Consider the following 19497-nt stretch of genomic DNA (forward strand, 5'->3'; position numbering starts at 1 on the left):
AAGAAAAAGTCTATGTTGGATGAGGAAAAGGCGGATGAACTGGAGGCGGGCGAAATCGAGTCAGAGGAAGAGCCGGACGAGGTGAATGCGGAGAGCAGCATCTACGACGGTTGTACCGATGAAGAATTGCTCGCACATATTCGCTCCTGTGAGGGTGATGAGGCACTCGATTATCTCATCAACAAATACCGTAATTTCGTGCGCTCCAAAGCGCGCTCCTACTTTCTCATCGGTGCGGATCGCGAGGACATCGTACAGGAGGGCATGATCGGTTTCTTCAAGGCGATCCGCGATTACCGCGAGGACAAGCTGTCCTCGTTCCGCGCCTTTGCCGAGCTCTGCGTGACGCGGCAGATCATCACGGCGATCAAGACGGCGACGCGGCAGAAGCACATCCCGCTGAACTCCTACGTCTCGCTCAATAAGCCCATCTATGACGAGGACTCTGACCGCACGCTGCTCGACGTGCTCTCGGGCGCGCGGATCAGCGACCCCGAGGAGCTCGTCATCAGTCACGAGGAATTCATCGACATCGAGCAGAAGATGGAGGAGATCCTGAGCGACCTCGAGTGGCGCGTGCTCATGAGCTATCTGGACGGCAAGTCCTATCAGGAGATTGCCGTCGACCTGCACCGTCAGGTGAAATCCATAGACAATGCGCTCCAGCGCGTGAAGCGCAAGCTGGAGAAATATATGGAGTCGCGCGGCGACGATCTCGACATCGGGACGGTTTACCGCGGGCTTACGACGATCAACCGCAGCGTGCGGACGTCGGAGGAATAGAGGGGATAGACCCCTCTTTTTTATGAGGCTTTAAGGAAGCACTGATAAAATGAAGTCCGTCAGATTGGCGCAGATTTTTTCGTCCGAACTAGGAGGCAAACCGGACGCATAGCAGAGGCTATGTGGAGGATTTGCCGACGAAGTGCGGGCAAAAAAGATGCGTTAAGATGGCGGTGCTGAATTTATCAGTGCTTCCTTAAGCAGTAAAACCGTGTGAGTATGATATAATGTGATGCACAAATATTTTTTCATTTCTGTCGATAAAGGAGGTTGTATCATGTGGAAGAAGATTCGATACGCTGTTGCCGTCTGCATCCTGTGCGTGCTGTGCGCGTCCACCGTCGCAGCGGAGGATGCTGCACCGACTGCAGTGCGCATGGAGAAGCCGGAGTACATCGAACTCGTGCTTGTCCTTGATAAGAGCGGTTCCATGCAGGGACTCGAATCCGATACCATCGGCGGATTCAATTCCATGATCGAGAAGCAGAAGGAACTTGCGATTCCCGTACGTGTGACCGCCGTTCTGTTTAACGATGAGATGGATGTGCTCTATGCGCACAAGGATATCCGCTACGTGCGCCCCCTGACAGCGAAGGAGTACGAGGTGGGCGGCACAACGGCGCTGCTCGACGCAGTGGGCAATACGATGCTCCGCGTGGAGCGCGAGCCGTCTGTCACGCGCGAGGGCACAAAGGTCATTTTCGTCATCATTACGGACGGTCTCGAGAATGCGAGCACAGAGTTCTCCAAGGAGAAGATCAAGGAGATGATCTCTGACAAGCAGGAAATGGAGGGCTGGGACTTCATCTATCTCGGTGCGAACATTGACGCGGTGGAGGAGGCAGATGCCATCGGCGTGCAGCGGTCGAATGCCGTGACCTATCGGAACACAAAGAGCGGCGTCCGCGCGAACTACGATGCTGTTGCTGCCTACGTCGAGGCAACGGCGGAAATGGGGTCTGCCGAATCGAGCGGCTGGCGCTCCCATGTGGAAGAGGATACGTCAAAATAAGTGCGAGAGCCGATTGACAATCTGCGCATAACGATGTATGCTATCTATGATGTTATAATTTAATCTTTAGGAGACAGGTGCGGCGTGTTGCCGCTTAATAGAGAAGCCGGATGAGCCGGCGCGGTCCCGCCACTGTGAGGGGAGCAAACCTGCAAGAATGTCACTGAGAGGAATGTCCTCTTGGGAAGGCGCAGGGGAGCGATGAACCGAGCCAGGAGAACTGCCTGTTTGACAATCCACCGTGTGCCAAGGGCACAGACCTGCGAGCGACAGGAAGGGGATTCGTGAAGATGATTCACGAGGCTTTCTTGCTCTGGCAGGAAAGCCTTTATTTATCTATATTTTATGGGAGGAATTCGGATGAAGAATTGGAAGAAAATGCTGGTCGCATCCCTCGCGTGCTCGGCAGTCCTCGGCTTTTCGTACAGCCCGGCGGAGGCCTCGTATGAGCTGAACCCCGAGGTCAAGACGGCGACCCCCGCGCTCATGGAGGCATCGGAGATCGGCGTGCTCAAGTATGAGAACCCGCAGATGCAGAACTACACGAACAAGGATGCCATTGTTGTGATGAGCTTCGGCACGACGTTCAAGGAGACACGTGAGAAGACGATCGAGGCAACGGTGGATGCAATCAAGGCGGCGCATCCGGGCGTGAAGGTCGTGACGGCGTTTACCTCTCATATCATTATCGACCGCATTGAGAAGAACGAGGGCAAGAAGTATCCGACGCCCGAGGAGGCACTCGCGCAGCTCAAGGCGGACGGTTATTCCCGTGTGGCACTCGTTTCTCTCGATGTCATCCCGGGCATGGAATACTCCTATGTCAAGGCAGTCTTCCATGAGTACAAGGAGCAGTTCAAGACGATGACCTGCGGCACCTCCCTTATGTACTGGCAGGGGCAGGAGGATCAGCCGGATGACGTGGTGGAGTTCCTCCAGGCGGTTTCCAGCCAGTTCCCGAAACTGGCAAAGGGCGAGGCGCTGCTCCTGATGGCACATGGTACGCCGCATGTCTCGAACGCGTACTATTCCGTGATTCAGGCGAAGCTTGATGCGCTTGGATACAAGAATGTCTATGTCTACACGGTTGAGGGCTGGCCGAGCCTCGAGGATGTCATTCCGAAGCTCAAGGCAAACAAGATCAAGAATGTGACGCTCATGCCGATCATGATGGTTGCAGGCGATCATGCGCACAATGACATGGCAGGAAAAGATGCGGATTCGCACAAGAGCATTCTCGAAGGAGAGGGCTACAAGGTCGATACCTACATGCATGGCCTTGGCGAGAACAAGATGATCCGCGACGTCTATGTGGAGCGTGCAAATGATGCATGGGATGCTCTGCAGGGCAAGAAGGATGCCGACGCGGATCATATCAAAGTGATGCACTAAGGGGAACACACAGCCGCAGCACTTGCGGTGCGGGTCTGCCGCAGAAGTCCAAGACTTCTGCGGCAGACCCTTTTCTTTGCCGAAATACCCTGCTATAATAGGTGGGCAGTATGAGTAGCAAGGACATAATGTCTTTGCGTGAAGGAGAGCGAAGAAATGAAGATAGCAGTTGTCGGAACAGGGATGATTGCGCGCGAGGCGCTCACCGCCCTGCAGGAGGTGGAGGACGTCGAGGTTGTAACGATCTGCGCGCGTCCCCACAGCAGAGAGAAGGCGCGGGCACTTGCGCAGGAGTTCGGTGTGCCGCAGGTTTGGGCGGACTATGGGGCGATGCTCGCAGCGCATGAGGCGGACTTCGTCTATCTCGGCATCGTCAACAGCGTGCATTTTGACTATGCACGGCAGGCGATTGCGGCGGGCTGGCATGTTATCGTGGAAAAGCCCTTTACCTCGACGCTTGCGGAGGCGGAGGAGCTGATCGCGCGCGCACGCGCGGCGCATTGCTACCTGTTCGAGGCGGTAACGCCGCTTTTTCTTCCGAATTACATGGGGATATTGGAAACGCTGCCGCAGCTCGGACTCATCCGCCTCGTGCAGGCGAACTATTCGCAGTATTCGAGCCGCTATGACCGCTATCTCGCACGCGATGTTGCGCCTGTATTCGATCCTGCGCTCTCGGGCGGGGCGCTCTACGATTTGAACGTCTACAATCTCGAACTCATTGTCTCCCTCTTTGGACGCCCGAAGTCTGCCATCTATGGGGCGAATGTCGGATTCAACGGCATCGACACCTCGGGCATCATGGCTCTGCGCTATGACGGCTTTGTCGCAACAGCGGCAGCGGCGAAGGACAGTGACAGTCCATCATTCTTCATGATACAGGGAGAGTCGGGCTGGATTCGCGCGGACGGCGCGCCGAATGAACTGCCCTCCTTTACGGTTGGTCTGCGTGGCAGTGAGCCCAAAACGTATGCGCTGAACCGATATGAGCATCGCATGGTGCACGAGTTCGAGGCAATGCAGGACATCTTCGCACGCAAGGATTATATGAGCGTGGAGGAGGGGATGCAGACATCGCGTGCCGTCATGGCGGTGATGGAGAAGGCGCGCCTCATGGCGGGGATTCAGTTTCGGGCGGATTGAGAGCAATGGAATCCATGATGATCGAGATGGAGGATCTCGTCAAGAAATTCCCGCATACGAATGCGGCGCAGAAAAAGGACTGGAAGACGGCGGTTGCGGGCGTGACCCTCTCCGTTCGGCACGGTGAGGTGTTCGGGCTGCTTGGCCCGAACGGCGCGGGCAAGACGACGATCATCCGCATGCTGACGATGCAGACGCAGGCGACGAGCGGCGTGATACGCATCGGAGGGCAGGATATCCGACGTGACCCGCGTACTGTCAAAGAGATGATTGGCGTTGTGCCGCAGCACGTGAATTTCGATCAGGAGCTGACGGTCTGGGACAATATGGAGCTGCACGCACGTCTGCATCATATGAGCGGCGCAGAGCGGGCGCAGCGCATTGAGGAACTGCTCGCAGAGATGGAGCTCTCGGAGGTGCGCAACGACAATGTGCGCCGCCTCTCTGGGGGGATGAAGCGGCGGCTCCTCATTGCGCGCGCGCTGATCCACCGTCCGCAGGTGCTCTTCCTCGACGAGCCGACGGTTGCGCTCGACCCGCAGATACGCCGGCATATCTGGGATCTCGTGCGTGCGGTCGCAAAGAGCGGCGTGACAGTTCTCTTGACGACGCACTACATCGAGGAGGCAGAGGCGCTCTGTGACCGCGTGTCGATCATCAACAAGGGCGTGCTCGTCGATGTGCAGACGCCGCGCGCGTTCTGCGACGCCCTCGGTGCATTTGCTGTGGAGTGGGATGAGGAGAGCGGACGTGCCTATCGCTTCTTTCACACGCGCGAGGAGGCTCGTGCGCATGCGCGTGAGATCGAGGAGACGATGCAGCGCGTCCTTCTGCGCCCGACGAATCTCGAGGATGTCTTCATCGAGCTGACGGGGCGAAAGGAGGGGCTCTGATGCTGCGCGATATATGGACGGTGTTCTGGCGTGATTGGACAGTGCTGCGCAGGCGTCTCACGAAATACGTGCTGAGCCGCATGGTCTCGCCGCTCATGTTTCTCATTGCATTCGGCTGGGGTCTTGGGCGCAGCATTGACGTGGGCACGGGCTCGTATCTGGACTTTCTCGTACCGGGACTCCTCGCGATGAACTCCATGAACATCAGCTTCAACAGCATCATATCCGTGCACGCGGAGCGCGTCTATCACAAGAGTCTCGAGGAATATCTCATTGCGCCCATTCGTCCCGATGCGTTCGTCATCGGCAAGGTCGCGGGGGCTGTCGTGCGCGGGCTGATCTCATCGGCGATCATCATTGTGCTCAGCTATCTCTTTGGCGCGCATTTTACAATCACGCCGCTCTTTCTCCTCGTGCTCACGCTGAACTGCATGATCTTCGCGGAGATCGGCTTCCTAGCGGCAATGTATATCTCCACCTATGAGGAGATGAGTCAGGTCAACCTCTACGTCCTGCTCCCGATGTCCTTCCTCTGCGGGACGTTCTTCTCGACGGCGGCACTGCCCGATCTCGTGCGCTGGCTTGTGGAGATCCTGCCGCTGACGCATACGAGTCACCTCCTGCGCAGCCTCGGAACAGCAGGGGAGTTCTCCCTGCTCTCACTCGCAGTGGTCGTAGGCTACGCCGCGCTCGGCATCGCAGCAGGGACGTGGAAGTTCCGTCGATTGACGGATTAGGAAAAGGATCATCATGCTCAGGCATATCTTTCATCACAGGGGGGCAGCGGAGGGCTGCGCGCATTTCTGCTGCACCAAAATCGAAGACTTCGGCGTCTCCTTTGGGACGTTCGAAGTCTTTTCGCATGTCAATCTGCATTTTCACTGCGGTGAGCTGACCGCCATCATCGGTGCGAACGGCGCGGGCAAGAGCACCCTCCTGCGCGCCCTCCTCGGCGAGGTTGCGCACACGGGCAGTCTGCGCTTCGTCGACGCGGAGGATCGCCATATACGCCCTGTCATCGGCTATGTACCGCAGTATCTGCGCCTCGATCTGACGGCACCGACAACGGTGCTCGACCTCTTCATGGCGTGTGTGACCACGCGTCCCGTCTGGCTCTTTCCCGCGCGCCGCTACCGTGCACGCGTCACCGAAAAACTTGCGCGCGTGCGTGCGGAGCATCTGATCGACCGCCGCCTCGGCGCACTCTCGGGCGGTGAGCTGCAGCGCGTCCTGCTCGCGCTCGCACTCGATCCCATGCCGAACCTCCTGCTCCTCGACGAGCCGGTCTCGGGCGTCGATCAGAGCGGACTCGCACTCTTCTATGACATCGTGGGACAGTTGCGCGCACAGGAGGATCTTGCAATCCTCCTCATCTCACACGATCTCGGCATGGTTGCACGCCATGCGGACAAGGTCGTCCTCATGGATCACGGGATTGCGGCGGCGGGAACGTCGAGCGAGGTCTTTGCAAGCCCTCACATGGAGCGCATCTTTGGCATCCTGCCCGATCTCAGTCATCTCAAGAGGCGTGCCGAGGAGCATGGGGGAGAGGGGGATGCGGCATGGAACTGATCTACGGAGCAATGGATGCACTCCTGCCGTTTGCGTGGATGGAGTATACCTTCATGAAGAACGCGCTGCTCGCGATTATCCTCATGACGCCGCTCTTTGGGCTGCTCTCGACGATGGTGGTCTCAAGCCGCATGGCGTTCTTCTCGGACTCGCTCGGGCATGGCGCGTTCACGGGCATCGCCATCGGTGCGCTTGTCGGCGTATTTGCACCGCTCACATCTCTCATCCTCTTTTCGATTGCATTTGCTCTCCTCATCACCTACATCAAGCATCGCACAGCGGCGTCGGCGGATACGGTCATCGGCGTGTTCTCCTCGACGGCGATTGCGGTCGGACTTATGATAATGAGCCACGGCGGAGGCTTTTCAAAATTTTCTCCGCTCCTCATCGGAGACATCCTGAGCATTACCCCCGCCGATCTCGCGGGGCTGCTCGCCGTCGATGCCGTCGTCTTCGTCGGCTGGATGCTGCTCTTCAACCGCCTGCTCCTGCTCTCGGTGAATGCGTCGCTCGCGCGCAGCCGCAACATTTCCATCTTTGCCGTGGAGGCTATCTTCGCTGCGCTGCTCGCCGTTGTCGTCGCCGTGAGCATCCAGTGGGTCGGCATCCTCATCATCAACGCGCTGCTCGTCCTGCCGGGGGCAGCCGCACGCAATCTCGCGGGGAGTGTCAAGGCATATCATTTCCTGTCGGTTGTCATTGCGTTCTTCTCAGGGCTTATCGGGCTCTTTGCAGCGTACTATCTCGGCATTGCGGCGGGTGCGGCAATCGTGGCGGCAGCGGCGCTCATCTTTTTTCTCTCGCTCGCCCTGCGCACGCGTTTTCGCCGCTGACGCACTATTTTTTTTCAGCGATCTATGCTAGAATGAAAGAGAATATTGTGAAGTTTGATGAGGAGGGCGTTTCCATGAATATCACGATTGGCAGCGACCACGGGGCGGTGGATCTTAAAGAAGAGGTCAAGATGGTGCTCCACGAGTTCAGCGATGTGCGTGTAAAGGATGTCGGCACATTCGGCAAGGAGGCAGTCGACTATCCCGACATCGCGGAGAAGGTCTGCGCCGATGTCGTCTCGGGCAAGGCAGATCGCGGCATTGTGCTCTGCGGCACGGGGCTTGGCATCTCGATTGCAGCGAACAAGATCAAGGGAATCCGCGCAGCACTTTGTGCCGATGTCTATACGGCAATTATGTCGCGGAAGCACAATGATGCAAATGTCCTTGCTCTCGGCGGACGCGTGACGGGCTTCGGCCCTGCGGGCGAGATTGTGCGCGCGTGGGTGCGCACGGAGTTCGAGGGCGGGCGCCATGCGCGCCGCGTTGAAAAAATGATGGCGCTGGAAGATCATAAAAACGGCTAAGGAGAGTTTCTATGAGCATGATGGATTCGTTGGAAAAGGTCGACCCGCAGGCGTTTGCGGCGATTGAGGATGAACTGAACCGCCAGCGCACGAAGCTGGAACTCATCGCCTCGGAGAACATCGTCAGCCGCGCTGTCATGGAGGCGCAGGGCAGTGTCCTCACAAACAAGTATGCAGAGGGGTATCCCGGCAAGCGGTACTATGGCGGCTGTGAATACGTCGATGTGGCAGAGCAGCTTGCGATTGACCGCGCGAAGCAGCTCTTTGGCGCTGCATGGGCGAATGTGCAGCCGCATTCGGGTGCACAGGCGAATATGGCGGTGTTCTTTGCGCTGCTGCAGCCGGGCGACACGATCCTCGGCATGAATCTGACGGATGGCGGACATCTGACGCATGGCAGCCCCGTCAACATTTCGGGCACGTACTTCAAGGTCGTTCCCTACGGCGTGGATCGTGAGACGGAGCGCATTGACTACGATGCGCTCGAGGCACTTGCGAAGGAGCACAAGCCCAAAATGATTATTGCGGGCGCTTCGGCGTATGCACGCACGATTGATTTCGAGCGCATCGGGGCGATTGCAAAGGCGGTCGGTGCGTTCTTCATGGTGGATATGGCGCACATCGCGGGGCTGGTCGCCGCAGGGCAGCATCCGAATCCCGTGCCCTATGCAGATGTCGTGACCTCGACCACGCACAAGACGCTGCGCGGCCCGCGCGGGGGTCTCATCCTCGGGCGCGATGAGGAACTCGGTGCGAAGATTAACAAGGCGGTTTTCCCGGGCATTCAGGGCGGTCCCCTCATGCACGTCATTGCGGCAAAGGCGGTTGCTCTCGGAGAGGCGCTCCAGCCCACGTTCAAGGAGTACGGCGCGCAGGTTGTGAAGAATGCGGCGGCGCTCGCGGACGAGCTGACGAAATGCGGCTACCGCATTGTATCGGGCGGGACGGACACGCACGTCATGCTCGTCGACCTCACAAACAAGGAGATTACGGGCAAGGAGGCACAGAATCTCCTCGACGAGGTCAATATCACGGCGAACCGCAATACAATCCCGTTCGAGCCGCGCAGCCCCTTCGTCACGAGCGGCATTCGCCTCGGCTCGCCTGCACTCACAACGCGCGGATTCAAGGAAGATGATATGCGCGAAGTGGCGCGCATTATCGCATATGTCCTCGACGCGCCGACCGATGAGGGGCGCAGGGAGGAGGCACGCAGCCGTGTCGCCGCACTCTGCGCGAAATATCCCCTATACGAGTAATTTTTTGACAGAAAGGAAGCCTTCCCCATGGCCGACACGTTTCATCCGTCCGATATCCCGAGCCTCCATCTCGTTGACCATCCGCTCATCCAGCACAAACTGACCATCATGCGCATGAAGGAGACCGGGACGAAGGAGTTCCGTGAGCTCCTCTCGGAGATTGCCATGCTCATGGCATATGAGATCACGCGCGATTTCCCGCTGCGCGATGTGGAGATCGAGACGCCCGTCGCACGCTGTCATGCGAAGATGCTCGAGGGCAAGAAGCTCGGCATCGTGCCCATCCTGCGCGCAGGGCTCGGCATGCTCGACGGCATATTGACCCTCGTACCTGCCGCGCGCGTGGGGCATATCGGACTCTACCGCGACCCCGAGACACTTGCGCCTGTCGAGTACTACGCAAAGCTGCCGAGCGGTGTCGAGGATCGTACGCTCATCGTCCCCGACCCCATGCTCGCCACGGGCGGCAGTGCGTCGGCGGCACTCACCATGCTCAAGGAGAAGGGCGCGCAGAATATCATCCTCATGTGCCTCGTCTCCGCGCCCGAGGGCATTCGCCGCGTAGCTGCCGATCATCCCGACGTGCCGATCTACGTTGCCGCTGTCGACGAATGCCTCAACGATCACGGCTACATCGTGCCGGGACTCGGTGATGCGGGTGACCGTATCTTCGGTACACTGTGACAATTTATACGCATACAAAAAAGACGGCTGCGCGCAGTCGTCTTTTCTCTTGTAAAAATATGGCGGAGAGGGTGGGATTCGAACCCACGGTGCGTTGCCGCATCACCGGTTTTCAAGACCGGCTCCTTAAACCACTCGGACACCTCTCCATGTCAGCGAGGATATTTTATCAAAAATCATGGAGTGCTGTCAAGTCGTTCCGCATGGGGCTGAAACATGAGCACCGAGATATACGGGATTGAAAAAATCTTGTCTTTGTAGTATTATGAAGTTAGCTAAATTAGCCAGAAAGAGGTGATCTCCATGCGTCAGGTCAATATGCTCGAAGCCAAGACCGATCTGTCAAAGCTGGTCAAAGCCTTGGAAAGCGGCGAGGAGGATATGGTCTGCATTGCGCGCAGCGGCACGCCCGTTGTTCAGATGACGCTGATTCGCAAAACGCCGAACAAGAAGCGCATCGGTGCGGCAAAAGGGGCATTTGTCGTGCCGGCGGATTTTCAGCGTTGGGATGAAGACGTTATGGATATCTTCGAGGATGGCAGATGAAGATTTTACTGGATACGCACATGCTTTTGTGGGCACTGACGGACGATCCGAAATTGCCGCAGAAAGCACGGGAGATCATCGAACAGGATGAGAATGACATATACTACAGCATGATATCACTTTGGGAGATTGAGCTGAAACATCTCCTGCACCCCCTGCAAATGATGGTGAATGCAGAGGTCGTTCGCAGATATTGTGAGGAAGCAGGACTCAGACAGCTCCCCATACACGAAAAGCATATTTTCACATTGCATACGCTCGTGCGCCCCGATCATGTGAAGCCGCACAAGGATCCGTTTGATCGGCTGCTTATCTGTCAGGCGAAATGTGAAAATATGCTTTTTCTTACGCATGACGGCTTGCTTGTTGACTATAACGAGCCGTGTGTGTGCGTGGTTTGAAATCTCCGAAGCAGGAGCGCAGCCGCGCCGACCAGGAGTCCGACGCATGACGGAACGACCCAGCCCATGCCGATATGCGCGAGGGGGAGGGCGTCGCCCCATGCGACAAGGAGCTCTACTCCGGGCAGTGCCTCGTGCATCCCTGCGGGGAGGGCGCGCAGGAAGTCGAACGCCGCTGCACAGGTTGTGCCGACCATCGTGCAGATGTAGAGCGGGCGATGATAGCCGACGAGACCCTCGAGCAGGCAGAGCGCGATGAGGACGATGGCAATCGGATAGAGGAAGTAGAGCACGGGCAGGGAGTAGGCGATGATCTTGCTCAGACCGACGTTCGAGATGGCAAAGGAGAAGAGGGAAAAGAGGACGGCGTATTTCGGATAGGGCAGCGAGCGCGGGAACAGCTCGGCGAATGTCGTGCTGCACGCCGTGACAAGCCCGATTGCAGTCTTGAGGCAGGCGCAGGTAATCGTGATGCCGAGCAGGATGCCGCCGAATGCGCCGAAGTAATGCGCGGCGATATGGGCGAGCACATCCCCGCCGTTTGCGTCCAGCCCGTAGACCGCGCGGCTCTGCGCACCGACATAGGTGAGCGCGAGGTAGATGAGCGCCATGAGCGCCGTGCTGAACGTGCCCGAGACAATCGTACTGTAGGAGAGATCCTTCGGGGCGGAGAGTCCGAGCCGCTTGATGGCGCTCACGAGGATGTTGCCGAACGCGAGCGCGGCGAGCACGTCCATCGTGTTGTAGCCCTCGAGGAGTCCCGTGAAGAAGGCGTGCTCCGCGTATGTGCCGACCGGCTCCGCTTCCCATACCGCCCCCATCGGAGAAATGACCGCCGTCACGATCAGAATGCCGAGGAAGAGGAGAAAGAGGGGATTCAGCACCTTGCCCACCCAGATGAGAATGCCGGATGGGCGCAGGGAGAAGTAGAGCACGAGGGCGAAGAAGATAAGGGTAAAGACAAATAGCCCGAGCGTCTGCACATCGGGTGAAACAAACGGGGCTGCGCCCACCTGAAACGACACCGTCGCGGTGCGCGGGATTGCAAAGAGCGGACCGATGCAGAGATAGAGCGCACAGGTGAAGGTATAGGCAAAGCGGCGGTCGATCTTGCCGCAGAGGTCGAAGAGATTCTCGCTTGCCGTTATGCTGATCGCCGCAATCCCGAGGAGCGGCAGCCCGACGCCCGTGATGCAGAAGCCGATGAGCGCGGGCAGCATCGCCGCGCCCGCCTGCTGTCCCATCGCGGCGGGGAAGATGAGATTGCCCGCACCGAAGACAAGACCGAAGAGCATGGACGCAACGAAGATGTATTCCTGTTTTCTAAGACGATGTTTCATCTGCAGCAACTTCCCGTTGAAAAGATAAAAATTATAAAATTACAATGCGACAATTATAACAGCTCTCGAAGGAGTTTGTCAAAGCCGTAAGAAGTTGCTATAATAGGTGAGGCTCATTCTGCGCAGAAGAGGAGATGTCGGTATGCGCATTGCTTTGTTTGATTCGGGAATCGGCGGGCTGACCGTGCTCAGTCACGCGCGGCGGGTGCTCCCGTCGGAGGAATTCCTGTTCTTTGCCGACCGTGACCATGTGCCGTATGGGACGAAGTCCGTGCCTGTCGTGCGCGGCTATGTGCGCGAGGCGTTCCGCTTCCTCGTTGAAAGGCAGGGCGCGGATGCCGTCGTTGTTGCGTGCAATACAGCGACCTCGGTGGCGGTGGATGAGATGCGGCGCCTCTACGAGGTGCCGATCATCGGCATGGAGCCGGCGGTCAAGAAGGCTCTCGAGCAGGACGGTGAGCGCCGCGTGCTCGTGACGGCAACGCCGATTACCATCAATGGTGAGAAGCTGCGCCGTCTCGTGTCAGCGCACGATGCGAAGAATCTCGTCGATCTGCTTGCGTTGCCGCGCCTTGTCGAGTTCGCGGAGCGCAGGGAGTTCGTCTCCCCGCGCGTCGAGGAGTATCTCTGGAACGCGCTTGCCCCGTACGATCTCGTGCACTACTCCGCGATTGTGCTCGGCTGCACGCATTTCAACTATTTCAAGGACACGCTGCGCCGCCTCCTGCCAAAGACGGTCGGCTTTGTGGACGGCAACGAGGGAACGGTCGAGGAGATGGCGCGCCGCACGGGGCTGCGCACCGTACCCGCAGGGATAGAGACTGCGCCCTGCCGTTTCTTTGAGTCGGGCAGGCCGGTCACAGGGGTGGAGCCGCTGGCGCGCATTGAGAGCTATCTCGCGCGCGCCGCGCGCATGGAGGAGATTGTTTGAAGTTTGAAGGAAGGGAGCATTCATGCCGATTCGCACTGCACATCGGGTGAATTTCTATGATACGGATGCGATGGAGGTCGTGCACCATGCGAACTACATCCGTTGGTTCGAGATCGGGCGTGTCGACTATCTGCGCCGCATCGGCATCACGCTGGGCGCACTGATGGCGGCAGGCTACGTCTTCCCGATCATAAAGGTCGGCGCAGAGTTCCACGCACCGGGGCATTTTGACGACAACCTTGTGATCGAGACGACGGGGACGGCACTCACGAAGGCAAAGATGGCATTCTCGTACCGCATTCTGAATGAGGCGGGAACCGTGCTCGTGACGGGCTTCTCGGAGAATGTCTTTACGCTTCGCGAGACGGGGCGCATCACGCGCCTGCCAAAGGAGTTCTACGAGCCGCTGGAGGCGGCGATGATACAGGAGAAAGAGGGCCGGGACATTGGATTTTGAATTTGTATGGTGGATTTACTTTGAATTCATGTGGTGGACGTACTGGATACTGGCGCTGCTGGTTTTGGTGACGTTCGGTCCAAAGGCTTTTTTTGCCTATTTCGGTGCGGAGAAGATCGTGCCCAAAAAGGAAGAGATGACGCCGTTTTCCGTGGTCGAACGGACAGAGGAGCGGCTACTGATCGGCGCAACGATCCCCTTTGCGAACGAGGGAAAACAATGCGGCGTTATCATGGATGCGATTCTGCGCGTGCAGCTCCCCTACGAGCAGTACGACGGGGCGCTTGTGCGCGGCAAGGTGGAACTTGCGGGCGTGCCGCGTGAGGACGATTATTTCGAGGGGGCTCTGATCGAGAAGAACAAACGCATTGATCTCGTTATGAAACTCTCCATTGAGGGGCGCAAGGGGAACACGCTCACGGAGGCGATTGCACATATGCCGGATTTCCGCATGGATCTCATCTACCAGGAGACGGGGCGCATTCCTGCGCATTACTCCAAGGTCATACTGAAGATTGCGGGAGCGGAGATCGCCGCGCTTGCGGGCGTTGCGCACGTCGTGGAAGGAGGGCGCAAGGATGTCTGAGGTGAAAATTATCCCTGTTCCGACGCGCATTCTGACCGATGCAGACGACATTGTGGACGCTATCGAATACTATGCGGGATCGCAGGTGACGGCAGACGATCTCGTCTGCTGTGCCGAGAGTGTGGTTGCCGTGACGCAGGGGCGCTTCGTTCGCCCCGAGGAGCTGGAAATCTGCTGGCTGGCGAAGTTCCTGTGCCGCTTTATTCCGGACTACGGGAGTCTCGCAACGCCGCACGGGATGCAGGCGCTGATGGATGTGGAGGGGAAGTGGCGCGTTGCAGCGGCGCTCTTTGCGGGCTTCCTCGGCAAGCTTGTCGGCAAGAACGGGCTCTTTTACAAATGGGGCGGCAAGGAGGCGGCACTGATCGATGATGTGACGGGCACGATGCCGCCGTTCGACAAGGTGGTCGTCTATGGTCCCGCCGAGCCGGAGCAGGTTGCCGCGCGCATCCGTGACCGCGTGGGCGCGTTTGGCGGCATGATTGCCGATGTGAACGATCTGAAGCGCTCGCGCGTGGTCGGTGTATCGGACGGGGTGAACGGGGAACTTGCGTCAAATCTCCTGCTCGATAATCCATTCGGCAACGCCTCGCAGAAGACGCCGATCTGTATCATCAAGAACTATCGGCAGTATCAGGAGAGCCATACGGCGTAAATGTAAAAGCACCAAAGGCGGGAAGCGGCTTCTTCCCGCTTTTTTGAACGGATTTCATAAAGGAGAAAATATTTCATGCCAAGAAGAGATCTGAGGCGCGCCGATCAGCTGCGCCCCGTTCGGATCGAGCGCGGCTATCAACGCTACCCCGCAGGCTCGGCGCTCATCGAGATGGGGCATACGCGCGTCGTCTGCGCGGCAACTGTGGAGGAGCGCGTGCCGTTCTTTTTGAAAGGCTCGGGGACGGGCTGGGTGACGGCGGAGTACTCCATGCTGCCCGGCGCAGGTTCGGAACGCACGGCGCGCGAGGCAATGCGCGGACATCAGACGGGACGGACGCAGGAGATTCAGCGGCTCATCGGGCGTGCCCTACGCACGGTCGTCGACATGAAGGCGCTCGGCGAGCGCACAATCCACATTGACTGCGATGTGCTGCAGGCGGACGGAGGGACGCGTACGGCGTCGATTACAGGTGCGTTCGTCGCGCTCGTGGAGGCGTGCGCGACCTTCTACACGCGGCGCGGCATCTTCCCCGTGCGCGACTATGTGGCGGCGGTCAGTGTCGGCATAAGCACCGAGGATATCCCGCTCCTCGACCTCTGCTATGAGGAGGATTCCTCTGCAATGGTCGATATGAATATCGTCATGACGGGTTCTGGCGCACTTGTCGAGGTACAGGGAACGGGCGAGGGGCGCGCGTTCTCGCGTGCAGAGATGAATGCGCTCATGGATCTCGGCGGGCTGGGGATACGTGAACTGATTGATGCGCAGAAAATCGCGCTCGGCGATACGCTTGCGTGGATGCCGGGACGGGAGGGATAAGATGGAAAAGATCATACTGATTGCAACCTCGAATGCGGGGAAGGTGCGCGAGATGGAGAAAGCCTTCGAGGGCCTGCCCGTGCGTCTGGTTCCGCTCTCGCGCCTCCATGAGGTTCTGCCTGAGGCAGGAGAGATCGAGGAGCCCGTCGAGGACGGAGCGACCTTTATGGAGAATGCGCGCATCAAGGCTCGTTACTATCGGGAGAAGACGGGGCTCTCCGCACTTGCGGATGACTCGGGGCTCTCGGTCGAGGTTCTGGACGGTGCGCCCGGCGTGTACTCCGCACGCTATGCGGGCGTGCATGGCGACGATGCGGCGAACAATGCAAAGCTCATCGCAGACATCCGTGCACGTGGCACGGAGAATGCCGCTGCCGCCTACCACTGCGCGCTTGTGCTTGCGCTCGACGACGGACACGAACTCTCTGCCGAGGGGACGTGTGCGGGCTTTATCCGCCCCGAGGCGCGCGGCACGGAGGGGTTTGGATACGACCCACATTTCTACCGTGCGGACGGACGCGCGATGGCGGAGCTCTCACGCGAGGAGAAACATGAGGTCAGCCATCGCGGCGCAGCTCTCAAAGAGATGAAGGAACAGTTGAGGGACTTAGTATGAGAATCGGAATTGTAAGCGACAGTCATGGAAATACCGACGTATTCGAGGATATGCTCGCCGTGCCGGGGGCGGCGGAGGCAGAGCTGTGGCTTCATGCGGGGGACTTCGCACCCGATGCGGATGTACTTGAGGAGATGTCGGGCAAACGCGTTGCACGCGTGCTCGGCAACTGTGACTTCTTCGTGGACGGTGTACATGATGAGACTGTCGTCGAAGTTGCGGGGCATCGCATCTTCCTCACGCACGGACACCTCTTCAACGTGCGCTTCGACACGGCCATGCTCGCTGCAGCGGCGCGCGAGACGGGGGCGGACATCGCCGTCTATGGACATACGCATATCGCGCTCGAGGAGTATGGAGATGTGACCGTACTCAACCCAGGCAGCATTGCACGTCCGCGTGATGAGCGGCGCGGATCGTTCATGCTTGTGGAACTGAATGCGGGGGAAAGTCCCTTGGTGAATCTCATTCGCATATAGTGGTGAAAAAAATCACAGACCCTTGATTTATCAGGGGTTTCGCTACTTAAAAAATTTTCAAAAAATTTTATGATATAAAATCCATATCTTATGATATGGATTTTATATATATAATAGAAAATATAATACAAACAATAAATTGTTTTAAACGAAACAATTCGATTGAAATATAAAACAATAAGATAAATAATAAAAGAACGATATTATTTCGATTTGCAGACACCCTGTTGAAATTGAATGAGATTCACTTTTTTCAAGGCTTCGCGGGAGATTTGAAAGACTTGAAAGCAAGAAAAAAATATGATATAGTCTAATCAACCTGTGTATAAGTTATATTTATAGGAGGGATTATTTTGCGAGAGCTAAGCGCAAAAGAAATCACGGAGAACGTCGCCGAGATGTGCAAGGAAGCGGCGTACTATCTCCCGAATGATGTCTACGAGGGGCTCAAAAAGGGGCGAGAGACGGAGGAGTCACCCGTAGGAAAGGTCGTTTTGGATCAGATCATTCGCAACGCCGAGATCGCGCGCGCAGAGGATCGTCCGTATTGCCAAGATACGGGCATGACCATCGTCTTTGTAGAGATCGGGCAGGATCTCCACATCACAGGCGGTCTCCTCGAGGATGCGATCAACGACGGCATTGCGAAGGGCTACACGGAAGGGTACCTGCGCAAGTCGGTCGTCGCAGAGCCGCTCTTCAACCGCAAGAATACGCAGAACAACACGCCGGGCGTCATCTATACGAAGATCGTCGCGGGCGACAAGCTGAGCATCACGATTGCACCGAAGGGCTTTGGTTCGGAAAATAAGTCCGGTGTCAAGATGCTCGTTCCTGCGGATGGTGTCGAGGGCGTGAAGAAGGCGGTCATGGAGATCGTTCAGCATGCAGGTCCGAATCCGTGCCCGCCCGAGGTGGTCGGCGTCGGCATCGGCGGCACGATGGATCAGGCGGCGCTTCTCTCGAAGAAGGCGCTCACGCGCTCGATCGATCAGCGCCATCCGATGCCGGAGTATGCAAAGCTCGAGGGTGAGCTCCTCGAGATGATTAACAAGACGGGCATCGGCCCCCAGCTGGGCGGCACGACAACCGCGCTTGCCGTGAACATTGAGTGGGGCGCGACGCACATCGCGGGTCTCCCCGTTGCGGTGACGATCTGCTGCCATGCACTCAGGCATGCGCATCGCGTCCTGTAATTCCTGAGCTGTGTATTATTGTTAGGGAGGAATACTCATGGCGGAAAGTATCCGTATTACGACTCCGTTCACGGAGGAGATGTCGCGCAAGCTCAAGGCGGGCGACAGCGTTCTTATCACGGGCACGATCATCAGCGCGCGCGATGCGGCACACAAGGCGATGACGGAGGCGCTTGCAAAGGGCGAGCCGCTGCCGGTTGACTGGCACGACCAGATTGTCTACTACCTTGGCCCTACGCCGGCAAAGCCGGGCGACCCGATCGGCTCGGCAGGTCCTACGACCTCCGGTCGCATGGATGCCTACACGCCGACGATGCTTGAGCAGGGCATCAAGGGCATGGTGGGAAAGGGCTCGCGTTCGGCTGCTGTCGTGGAGTCGATGAAGAAGAACGGCGTCACCTATTTTGCCGCTGTCGGCGGCGCTGCGGCGCTCATCGCGAAATCCGTGAAGAAGTACGAAGTGGTGGGCTATCCCGAGCTTGGCCCCGAGGCTGTTGCAAAGCTGACGGTCGAGGATTTCCCCTGCATCGTTGTGATTGATTCCGAGGGCAACAATTTCTATGAGATGGGGCAGAAACCCTATCGGAGACTCTAAGACATCCTCATCAGAGTGTTCATGCCGATGGTTTGGCGCATGACAAATCATTCGGGGGCGCTGCTCCGGACGGGGTTCGGGGCAGCGGCTCCAAAGGTCTACATATTTCAGGAGGTATGAAATGTTCCACACAACCTTTTACATGCGGCGGCTGCATTCATTGGTCGGACTCGTCGTTGTCGGCGTGTTCCTCTTCGAGCACGTCTTCACGAATTCGACCGTGCTCAGCGGGGCGAAGGCCTTCAATGACGCACTCGCTATGATGGAGCTTATCCCGCGTCCGGTATTCTACGGACTCGAGATCTTCGCCATCGCAGTACCGCTGCTCTTCCACGCAATCTACGGCATCTACATTGCTGCACAGGCGAAGAACAACCCCGGCAATTATGGCTACGTTCGCAACTGGCAGTTCGCCCTGCAGCGCTACACGGCATGGCTGCTCATTCCGTTCCTCATCTGGCATGTCGGCTATATGCGCGTGTGGGAGAAGGGGGTCATGGGAACACATATCAACTATGACCTGCTCTACACCTATTTTGTGACGGGCGACTATGCAATCCTCCACACGGTACTCTACACGCTCGGCATGATCGCAGCGATCTTCCACTTCTGCAACGGCATTTCGACGTTCTGCATGACGTGGGGCATTGCCAAGGGACCGCGCGCGCAGTCTGTCATCAACGCTTTGTCGATGGGTCTCTGCACGCTGATGAGTCTTGTCACGCTCGCCTTCATGGGCAGCTATTTCATGTAAGAAGCGCAGCAAAGGAGAGTC

The 19497-nt window shown here is 57.8% G+C and carries 24 protein-coding genes, 1 tRNA gene, 1 pseudogene and 1 riboswitch; of the genes and pseudogenes, 24 read left to right on the forward strand and 2 right to left on the reverse strand.

Annotated elements, in window-relative coordinates; genetic code table 11:
• From sigH to upp, 12 genes and pseudogenes are all read left to right on the forward strand, one after another.
• Window positions 1-783, forward strand: a 783-nt coding sequence (gene sigH / locus AXF19_RS08230; RefSeq protein ID WP_237141553.1) for an RNA polymerase sporulation sigma factor SigH, incomplete at its 5' end; no start/stop codon positions are given.
• Window positions 784-832: 49 nt separating this feature from the next.
• A pseudogene (locus tag AXF19_RS16020) lies at window positions 833-983 on the forward strand (secretion protein HlyD).
• A 77-nt stretch (window positions 984-1060) separates the two neighbouring features.
• On the forward strand, window positions 1061-1795 hold the full coding sequence (locus AXF19_RS08235; RefSeq protein ID WP_066847497.1) for a vWA domain-containing protein: 735 nt from the start codon (window positions 1061-1063) through the stop codon (window positions 1793-1795).
• Between the two features lie 58 nt (window positions 1796-1853).
• Window positions 1854-2037: riboswitch (cobalamin riboswitch) on the forward strand.
• A gap of 118 nt (window positions 2038-2155) precedes the next feature.
• Window positions 2156-3187 carry a sirohydrochlorin cobaltochelatase gene (locus tag AXF19_RS08240; RefSeq protein WP_066847499.1) on the forward strand — a complete coding sequence of 344 codons (1032 nt, stop codon included), beginning with the start codon at window positions 2156-2158 and terminating at the stop codon, window positions 3185-3187.
• A gap of 156 nt (window positions 3188-3343) precedes the next feature.
• Entirely contained in the window at window positions 3344-4330 is a 987-nt protein-coding gene (locus AXF19_RS08245) for a Gfo/Idh/MocA family protein (RefSeq protein ID WP_066847501.1), read from the forward strand.
• Window positions 4331-4335: 5 nt separating this feature from the next.
• Window positions 4336-5223 carry an ABC transporter ATP-binding protein gene (locus AXF19_RS08250; protein WP_066847504.1) on the forward strand — a complete coding sequence of 296 codons (888 nt, stop codon included), beginning with the start codon at window positions 4336-4338 and terminating at the stop codon, window positions 5221-5223.
• The gene (locus AXF19_RS08255) at window positions 5223-5960 is read left to right on the forward strand and encodes an ABC transporter permease (RefSeq protein WP_066847507.1); all 738 of its coding nucleotides are present in this window, start codon (window positions 5223-5225) and stop codon (window positions 5958-5960) included. Before AXF19_RS08250 ends, AXF19_RS08255 begins: the two co-directional genes overlap by 1 nt.
• 13 nt (window positions 5961-5973) lie before the next feature.
• Window positions 5974-6795, forward strand: a complete 822-nt coding sequence (locus AXF19_RS08260; RefSeq protein ID WP_066847509.1) for a metal ABC transporter ATP-binding protein — start codon at window positions 5974-5976, stop codon at window positions 6793-6795.
• Entirely contained in the window at window positions 6786-7628 is an 843-nt protein-coding gene (locus tag AXF19_RS08265; RefSeq protein WP_066847511.1) for a metal ABC transporter permease, read from the forward strand. Before AXF19_RS08260 ends, AXF19_RS08265 begins: the two co-directional genes overlap by 10 nt.
• A 74-nt stretch (window positions 7629-7702) precedes the next feature.
• Window positions 7703-8155, forward strand: a complete 453-nt coding sequence (gene rpiB / locus AXF19_RS08270; protein WP_066847514.1) for a ribose 5-phosphate isomerase B — start codon at window positions 7703-7705, stop codon at window positions 8153-8155.
• A gap of 11 nt (window positions 8156-8166) precedes the next feature.
• Complete coding sequence (glyA, locus tag AXF19_RS08275; RefSeq protein WP_066847516.1) at window positions 8167-9414, forward strand: serine hydroxymethyltransferase; 1248 nt, start codon at window positions 8167-8169, stop codon at window positions 9412-9414.
• A 27-nt stretch (window positions 9415-9441) separates the two neighbouring features.
• Entirely contained in the window at window positions 9442-10098 is a 657-nt protein-coding gene (upp, locus tag AXF19_RS08280; protein WP_066847519.1) for a uracil phosphoribosyltransferase, read from the forward strand.
• A gap of 60 nt (window positions 10099-10158) precedes the next feature.
• Here the strand turns inward: upp and AXF19_RS08285 are convergent.
• A tRNA-Ser gene (locus AXF19_RS08285) sits at window positions 10159-10247 on the reverse strand.
• Window positions 10248-10401: 154 nt separating this feature from the next.
• Here AXF19_RS08285 and AXF19_RS08290 point away from each other — a divergent pair.
• Both AXF19_RS08290 and AXF19_RS08295 read left to right on the forward strand, forming a co-directional pair.
• Window positions 10402-10644: a type II toxin-antitoxin system Phd/YefM family antitoxin gene (locus tag AXF19_RS08290; protein ID WP_066847522.1), complete on the forward strand. Its 243-nt coding sequence runs from the start codon at window positions 10402-10404 to the stop codon at window positions 10642-10644.
• Window positions 10641-11045: a type II toxin-antitoxin system VapC family toxin gene (locus AXF19_RS08295; protein ID WP_066847531.1), complete on the forward strand. Its 405-nt coding sequence runs from the start codon at window positions 10641-10643 to the stop codon at window positions 11043-11045. The genes AXF19_RS08290 and AXF19_RS08295 overlap by 4 nt, the downstream gene beginning before the upstream one ends.
• Here AXF19_RS08295 and brnQ read toward each other — a convergent pair.
• Window positions 11015-12385 (reverse strand): branched-chain amino acid transport system II carrier protein, encoded by a 1371-nt coding sequence (gene brnQ, locus AXF19_RS08300; RefSeq protein WP_066847534.1) that lies wholly within the window; start codon window positions 12383-12385, stop codon window positions 11015-11017. The genes AXF19_RS08295 and brnQ overlap by 31 nt on opposite strands.
• 142 nt (window positions 12386-12527) lie before the next feature.
• Between brnQ and murI the strand changes: the two genes are divergently transcribed.
• The 10 genes from murI (at window position 12528) to AXF19_RS08350 (ending at window position 19476) form a co-directional block, all read left to right on the forward strand.
• Window positions 12528-13316 (forward strand): glutamate racemase, encoded by a 789-nt coding sequence (murI, locus tag AXF19_RS08305; RefSeq protein WP_066847537.1) that lies wholly within the window; start codon window positions 12528-12530, stop codon window positions 13314-13316.
• 22 nt (window positions 13317-13338) lie between these two features.
• Window positions 13339-13773 carry an acyl-CoA thioesterase gene (locus AXF19_RS08310; RefSeq protein WP_066847540.1) on the forward strand — a complete coding sequence of 145 codons (435 nt, stop codon included), beginning with the start codon at window positions 13339-13341 and terminating at the stop codon, window positions 13771-13773.
• Between the two features lie 13 nt (window positions 13774-13786).
• A complete protein-coding gene (locus tag AXF19_RS08315; RefSeq protein WP_066850154.1) occupies window positions 13787-14359 on the forward strand; it encodes a hypothetical protein in 573 nt (190 codons plus the stop codon).
• On the forward strand, window positions 14352-15014 hold the full coding sequence (locus AXF19_RS08320; RefSeq protein ID WP_066847543.1) for a F420-0:Gamma-glutamyl ligase: 663 nt from the start codon (window positions 14352-14354) through the stop codon (window positions 15012-15014). Before AXF19_RS08315 ends, AXF19_RS08320 begins: the two co-directional genes overlap by 8 nt.
• Before the next feature lie 75 nt (window positions 15015-15089).
• Window positions 15090-15836, forward strand: coding sequence for a ribonuclease PH (gene rph, locus AXF19_RS08325; RefSeq protein WP_066847545.1), 747 nt, complete (start codon window positions 15090-15092; stop codon window positions 15834-15836).
• A 1-nt stretch (window position 15837) separates the two neighbouring features.
• Window positions 15838-16452 (forward strand): RdgB/HAM1 family non-canonical purine NTP pyrophosphatase, encoded by a 615-nt coding sequence (gene rdgB, locus AXF19_RS08330; RefSeq protein WP_066847547.1) that lies wholly within the window; start codon window positions 15838-15840, stop codon window positions 16450-16452.
• Window positions 16449-16931, forward strand: coding sequence for a YfcE family phosphodiesterase (locus AXF19_RS08335; protein WP_066847548.1), 483 nt, complete (start codon window positions 16449-16451; stop codon window positions 16929-16931). The genes rdgB and AXF19_RS08335 overlap by 4 nt, the downstream gene beginning before the upstream one ends.
• Before the next feature lie 353 nt (window positions 16932-17284).
• A complete protein-coding gene (locus AXF19_RS08340) occupies window positions 17285-18127 on the forward strand; it encodes a fumarate hydratase (RefSeq protein ID WP_066847550.1) in 843 nt (280 codons plus the stop codon).
• Window positions 18128-18164: 37 nt separating this feature from the next.
• A complete protein-coding gene (locus tag AXF19_RS08345; RefSeq protein ID WP_066847557.1) occupies window positions 18165-18722 on the forward strand; it encodes a Fe-S-containing hydro-lyase in 558 nt (185 codons plus the stop codon).
• Window positions 18723-18843: 121 nt separating this feature from the next.
• Window positions 18844-19476, forward strand: coding sequence for a succinate dehydrogenase (locus tag AXF19_RS08350; protein WP_066847559.1), 633 nt, complete (start codon window positions 18844-18846; stop codon window positions 19474-19476).
• Window positions 19477-19497 lie beyond the last annotated feature (21 nt).

The organism is Selenomonas sp. oral taxon 126, assembly GCF_001683335.1.
Taxonomy (GTDB): domain Bacteria; phylum Bacillota; class Negativicutes; order Selenomonadales; family Selenomonadaceae; genus Centipeda.

Bases quoted from the DNA above. Each gene is read 5' to 3' on its own strand.
- glyA (WP_066847516.1), top strand. From the start codon at position 8,167: ATGAGCATGATGGATTCGTTGGAAAAGGTCGACCCGCAGGCGTTTGCG.
- rdgB (WP_066847547.1), top strand. From the start codon at position 15,838: ATGGAAAAGATCATACTGATTGCAACCTCGAATGCGGGGAAGGTGCGC.
- rph (WP_066847545.1), top strand. From the start codon at position 15,090: ATGCCAAGAAGAGATCTGAGGCGCGCCGATCAGCTGCGCCCCGTTCGG.
- AXF19_RS08310 (WP_066847540.1), top strand. From the start codon at position 13,339: ATGCCGATTCGCACTGCACATCGGGTGAATTTCTATGATACGGATGCG.
- AXF19_RS08240 (WP_066847499.1), top strand. From the start codon at position 2,156: ATGAAGAATTGGAAGAAAATGCTGGTCGCATCCCTCGCGTGCTCGGCA.
- AXF19_RS08345 (WP_066847557.1), top strand. From the start codon at position 18,165: ATGGCGGAAAGTATCCGTATTACGACTCCGTTCACGGAGGAGATGTCG.
- AXF19_RS08320 (WP_066847543.1), top strand. From the start codon at position 14,352: ATGTCTGAGGTGAAAATTATCCCTGTTCCGACGCGCATTCTGACCGAT.
- AXF19_RS08265 (WP_066847511.1), top strand. From the start codon at position 6,786: ATGGAACTGATCTACGGAGCAATGGATGCACTCCTGCCGTTTGCGTGG.
- rpiB (WP_066847514.1), top strand. From the start codon at position 7,703: ATGAATATCACGATTGGCAGCGACCACGGGGCGGTGGATCTTAAAGAA.
- murI (WP_066847537.1), top strand. From the start codon at position 12,528: ATGCGCATTGCTTTGTTTGATTCGGGAATCGGCGGGCTGACCGTGCTC.
- AXF19_RS08255 (WP_066847507.1), top strand. From the start codon at position 5,223: ATGCTGCGCGATATATGGACGGTGTTCTGGCGTGATTGGACAGTGCTG.
- AXF19_RS08290 (WP_066847522.1), top strand. From the start codon at position 10,402: ATGCGTCAGGTCAATATGCTCGAAGCCAAGACCGATCTGTCAAAGCTG.
- AXF19_RS08245 (WP_066847501.1), top strand. From the start codon at position 3,344: ATGAAGATAGCAGTTGTCGGAACAGGGATGATTGCGCGCGAGGCGCTC.
- AXF19_RS08295 (WP_066847531.1), top strand. From the start codon at position 10,641: ATGAAGATTTTACTGGATACGCACATGCTTTTGTGGGCACTGACGGAC.
- AXF19_RS08350 (WP_066847559.1), top strand. From the start codon at position 18,844: ATGTTCCACACAACCTTTTACATGCGGCGGCTGCATTCATTGGTCGGA.
- upp (WP_066847519.1), top strand. From the start codon at position 9,442: ATGGCCGACACGTTTCATCCGTCCGATATCCCGAGCCTCCATCTCGTT.
- AXF19_RS08235 (WP_066847497.1), top strand. From the start codon at position 1,061: ATGTGGAAGAAGATTCGATACGCTGTTGCCGTCTGCATCCTGTGCGTG.
- AXF19_RS08260 (WP_066847509.1), top strand. From the start codon at position 5,974: ATGCTCAGGCATATCTTTCATCACAGGGGGGCAGCGGAGGGCTGCGCG.
- AXF19_RS08335 (WP_066847548.1), top strand. From the start codon at position 16,449: ATGAGAATCGGAATTGTAAGCGACAGTCATGGAAATACCGACGTATTC.
- AXF19_RS08250 (WP_066847504.1), top strand. From the start codon at position 4,336: ATGGAATCCATGATGATCGAGATGGAGGATCTCGTCAAGAAATTCCCG.
- brnQ (WP_066847534.1), bottom strand. From the start codon at position 12,385: ATGAAACATCGTCTTAGAAAACAGGAATACATCTTCGTTGCGTCCATG.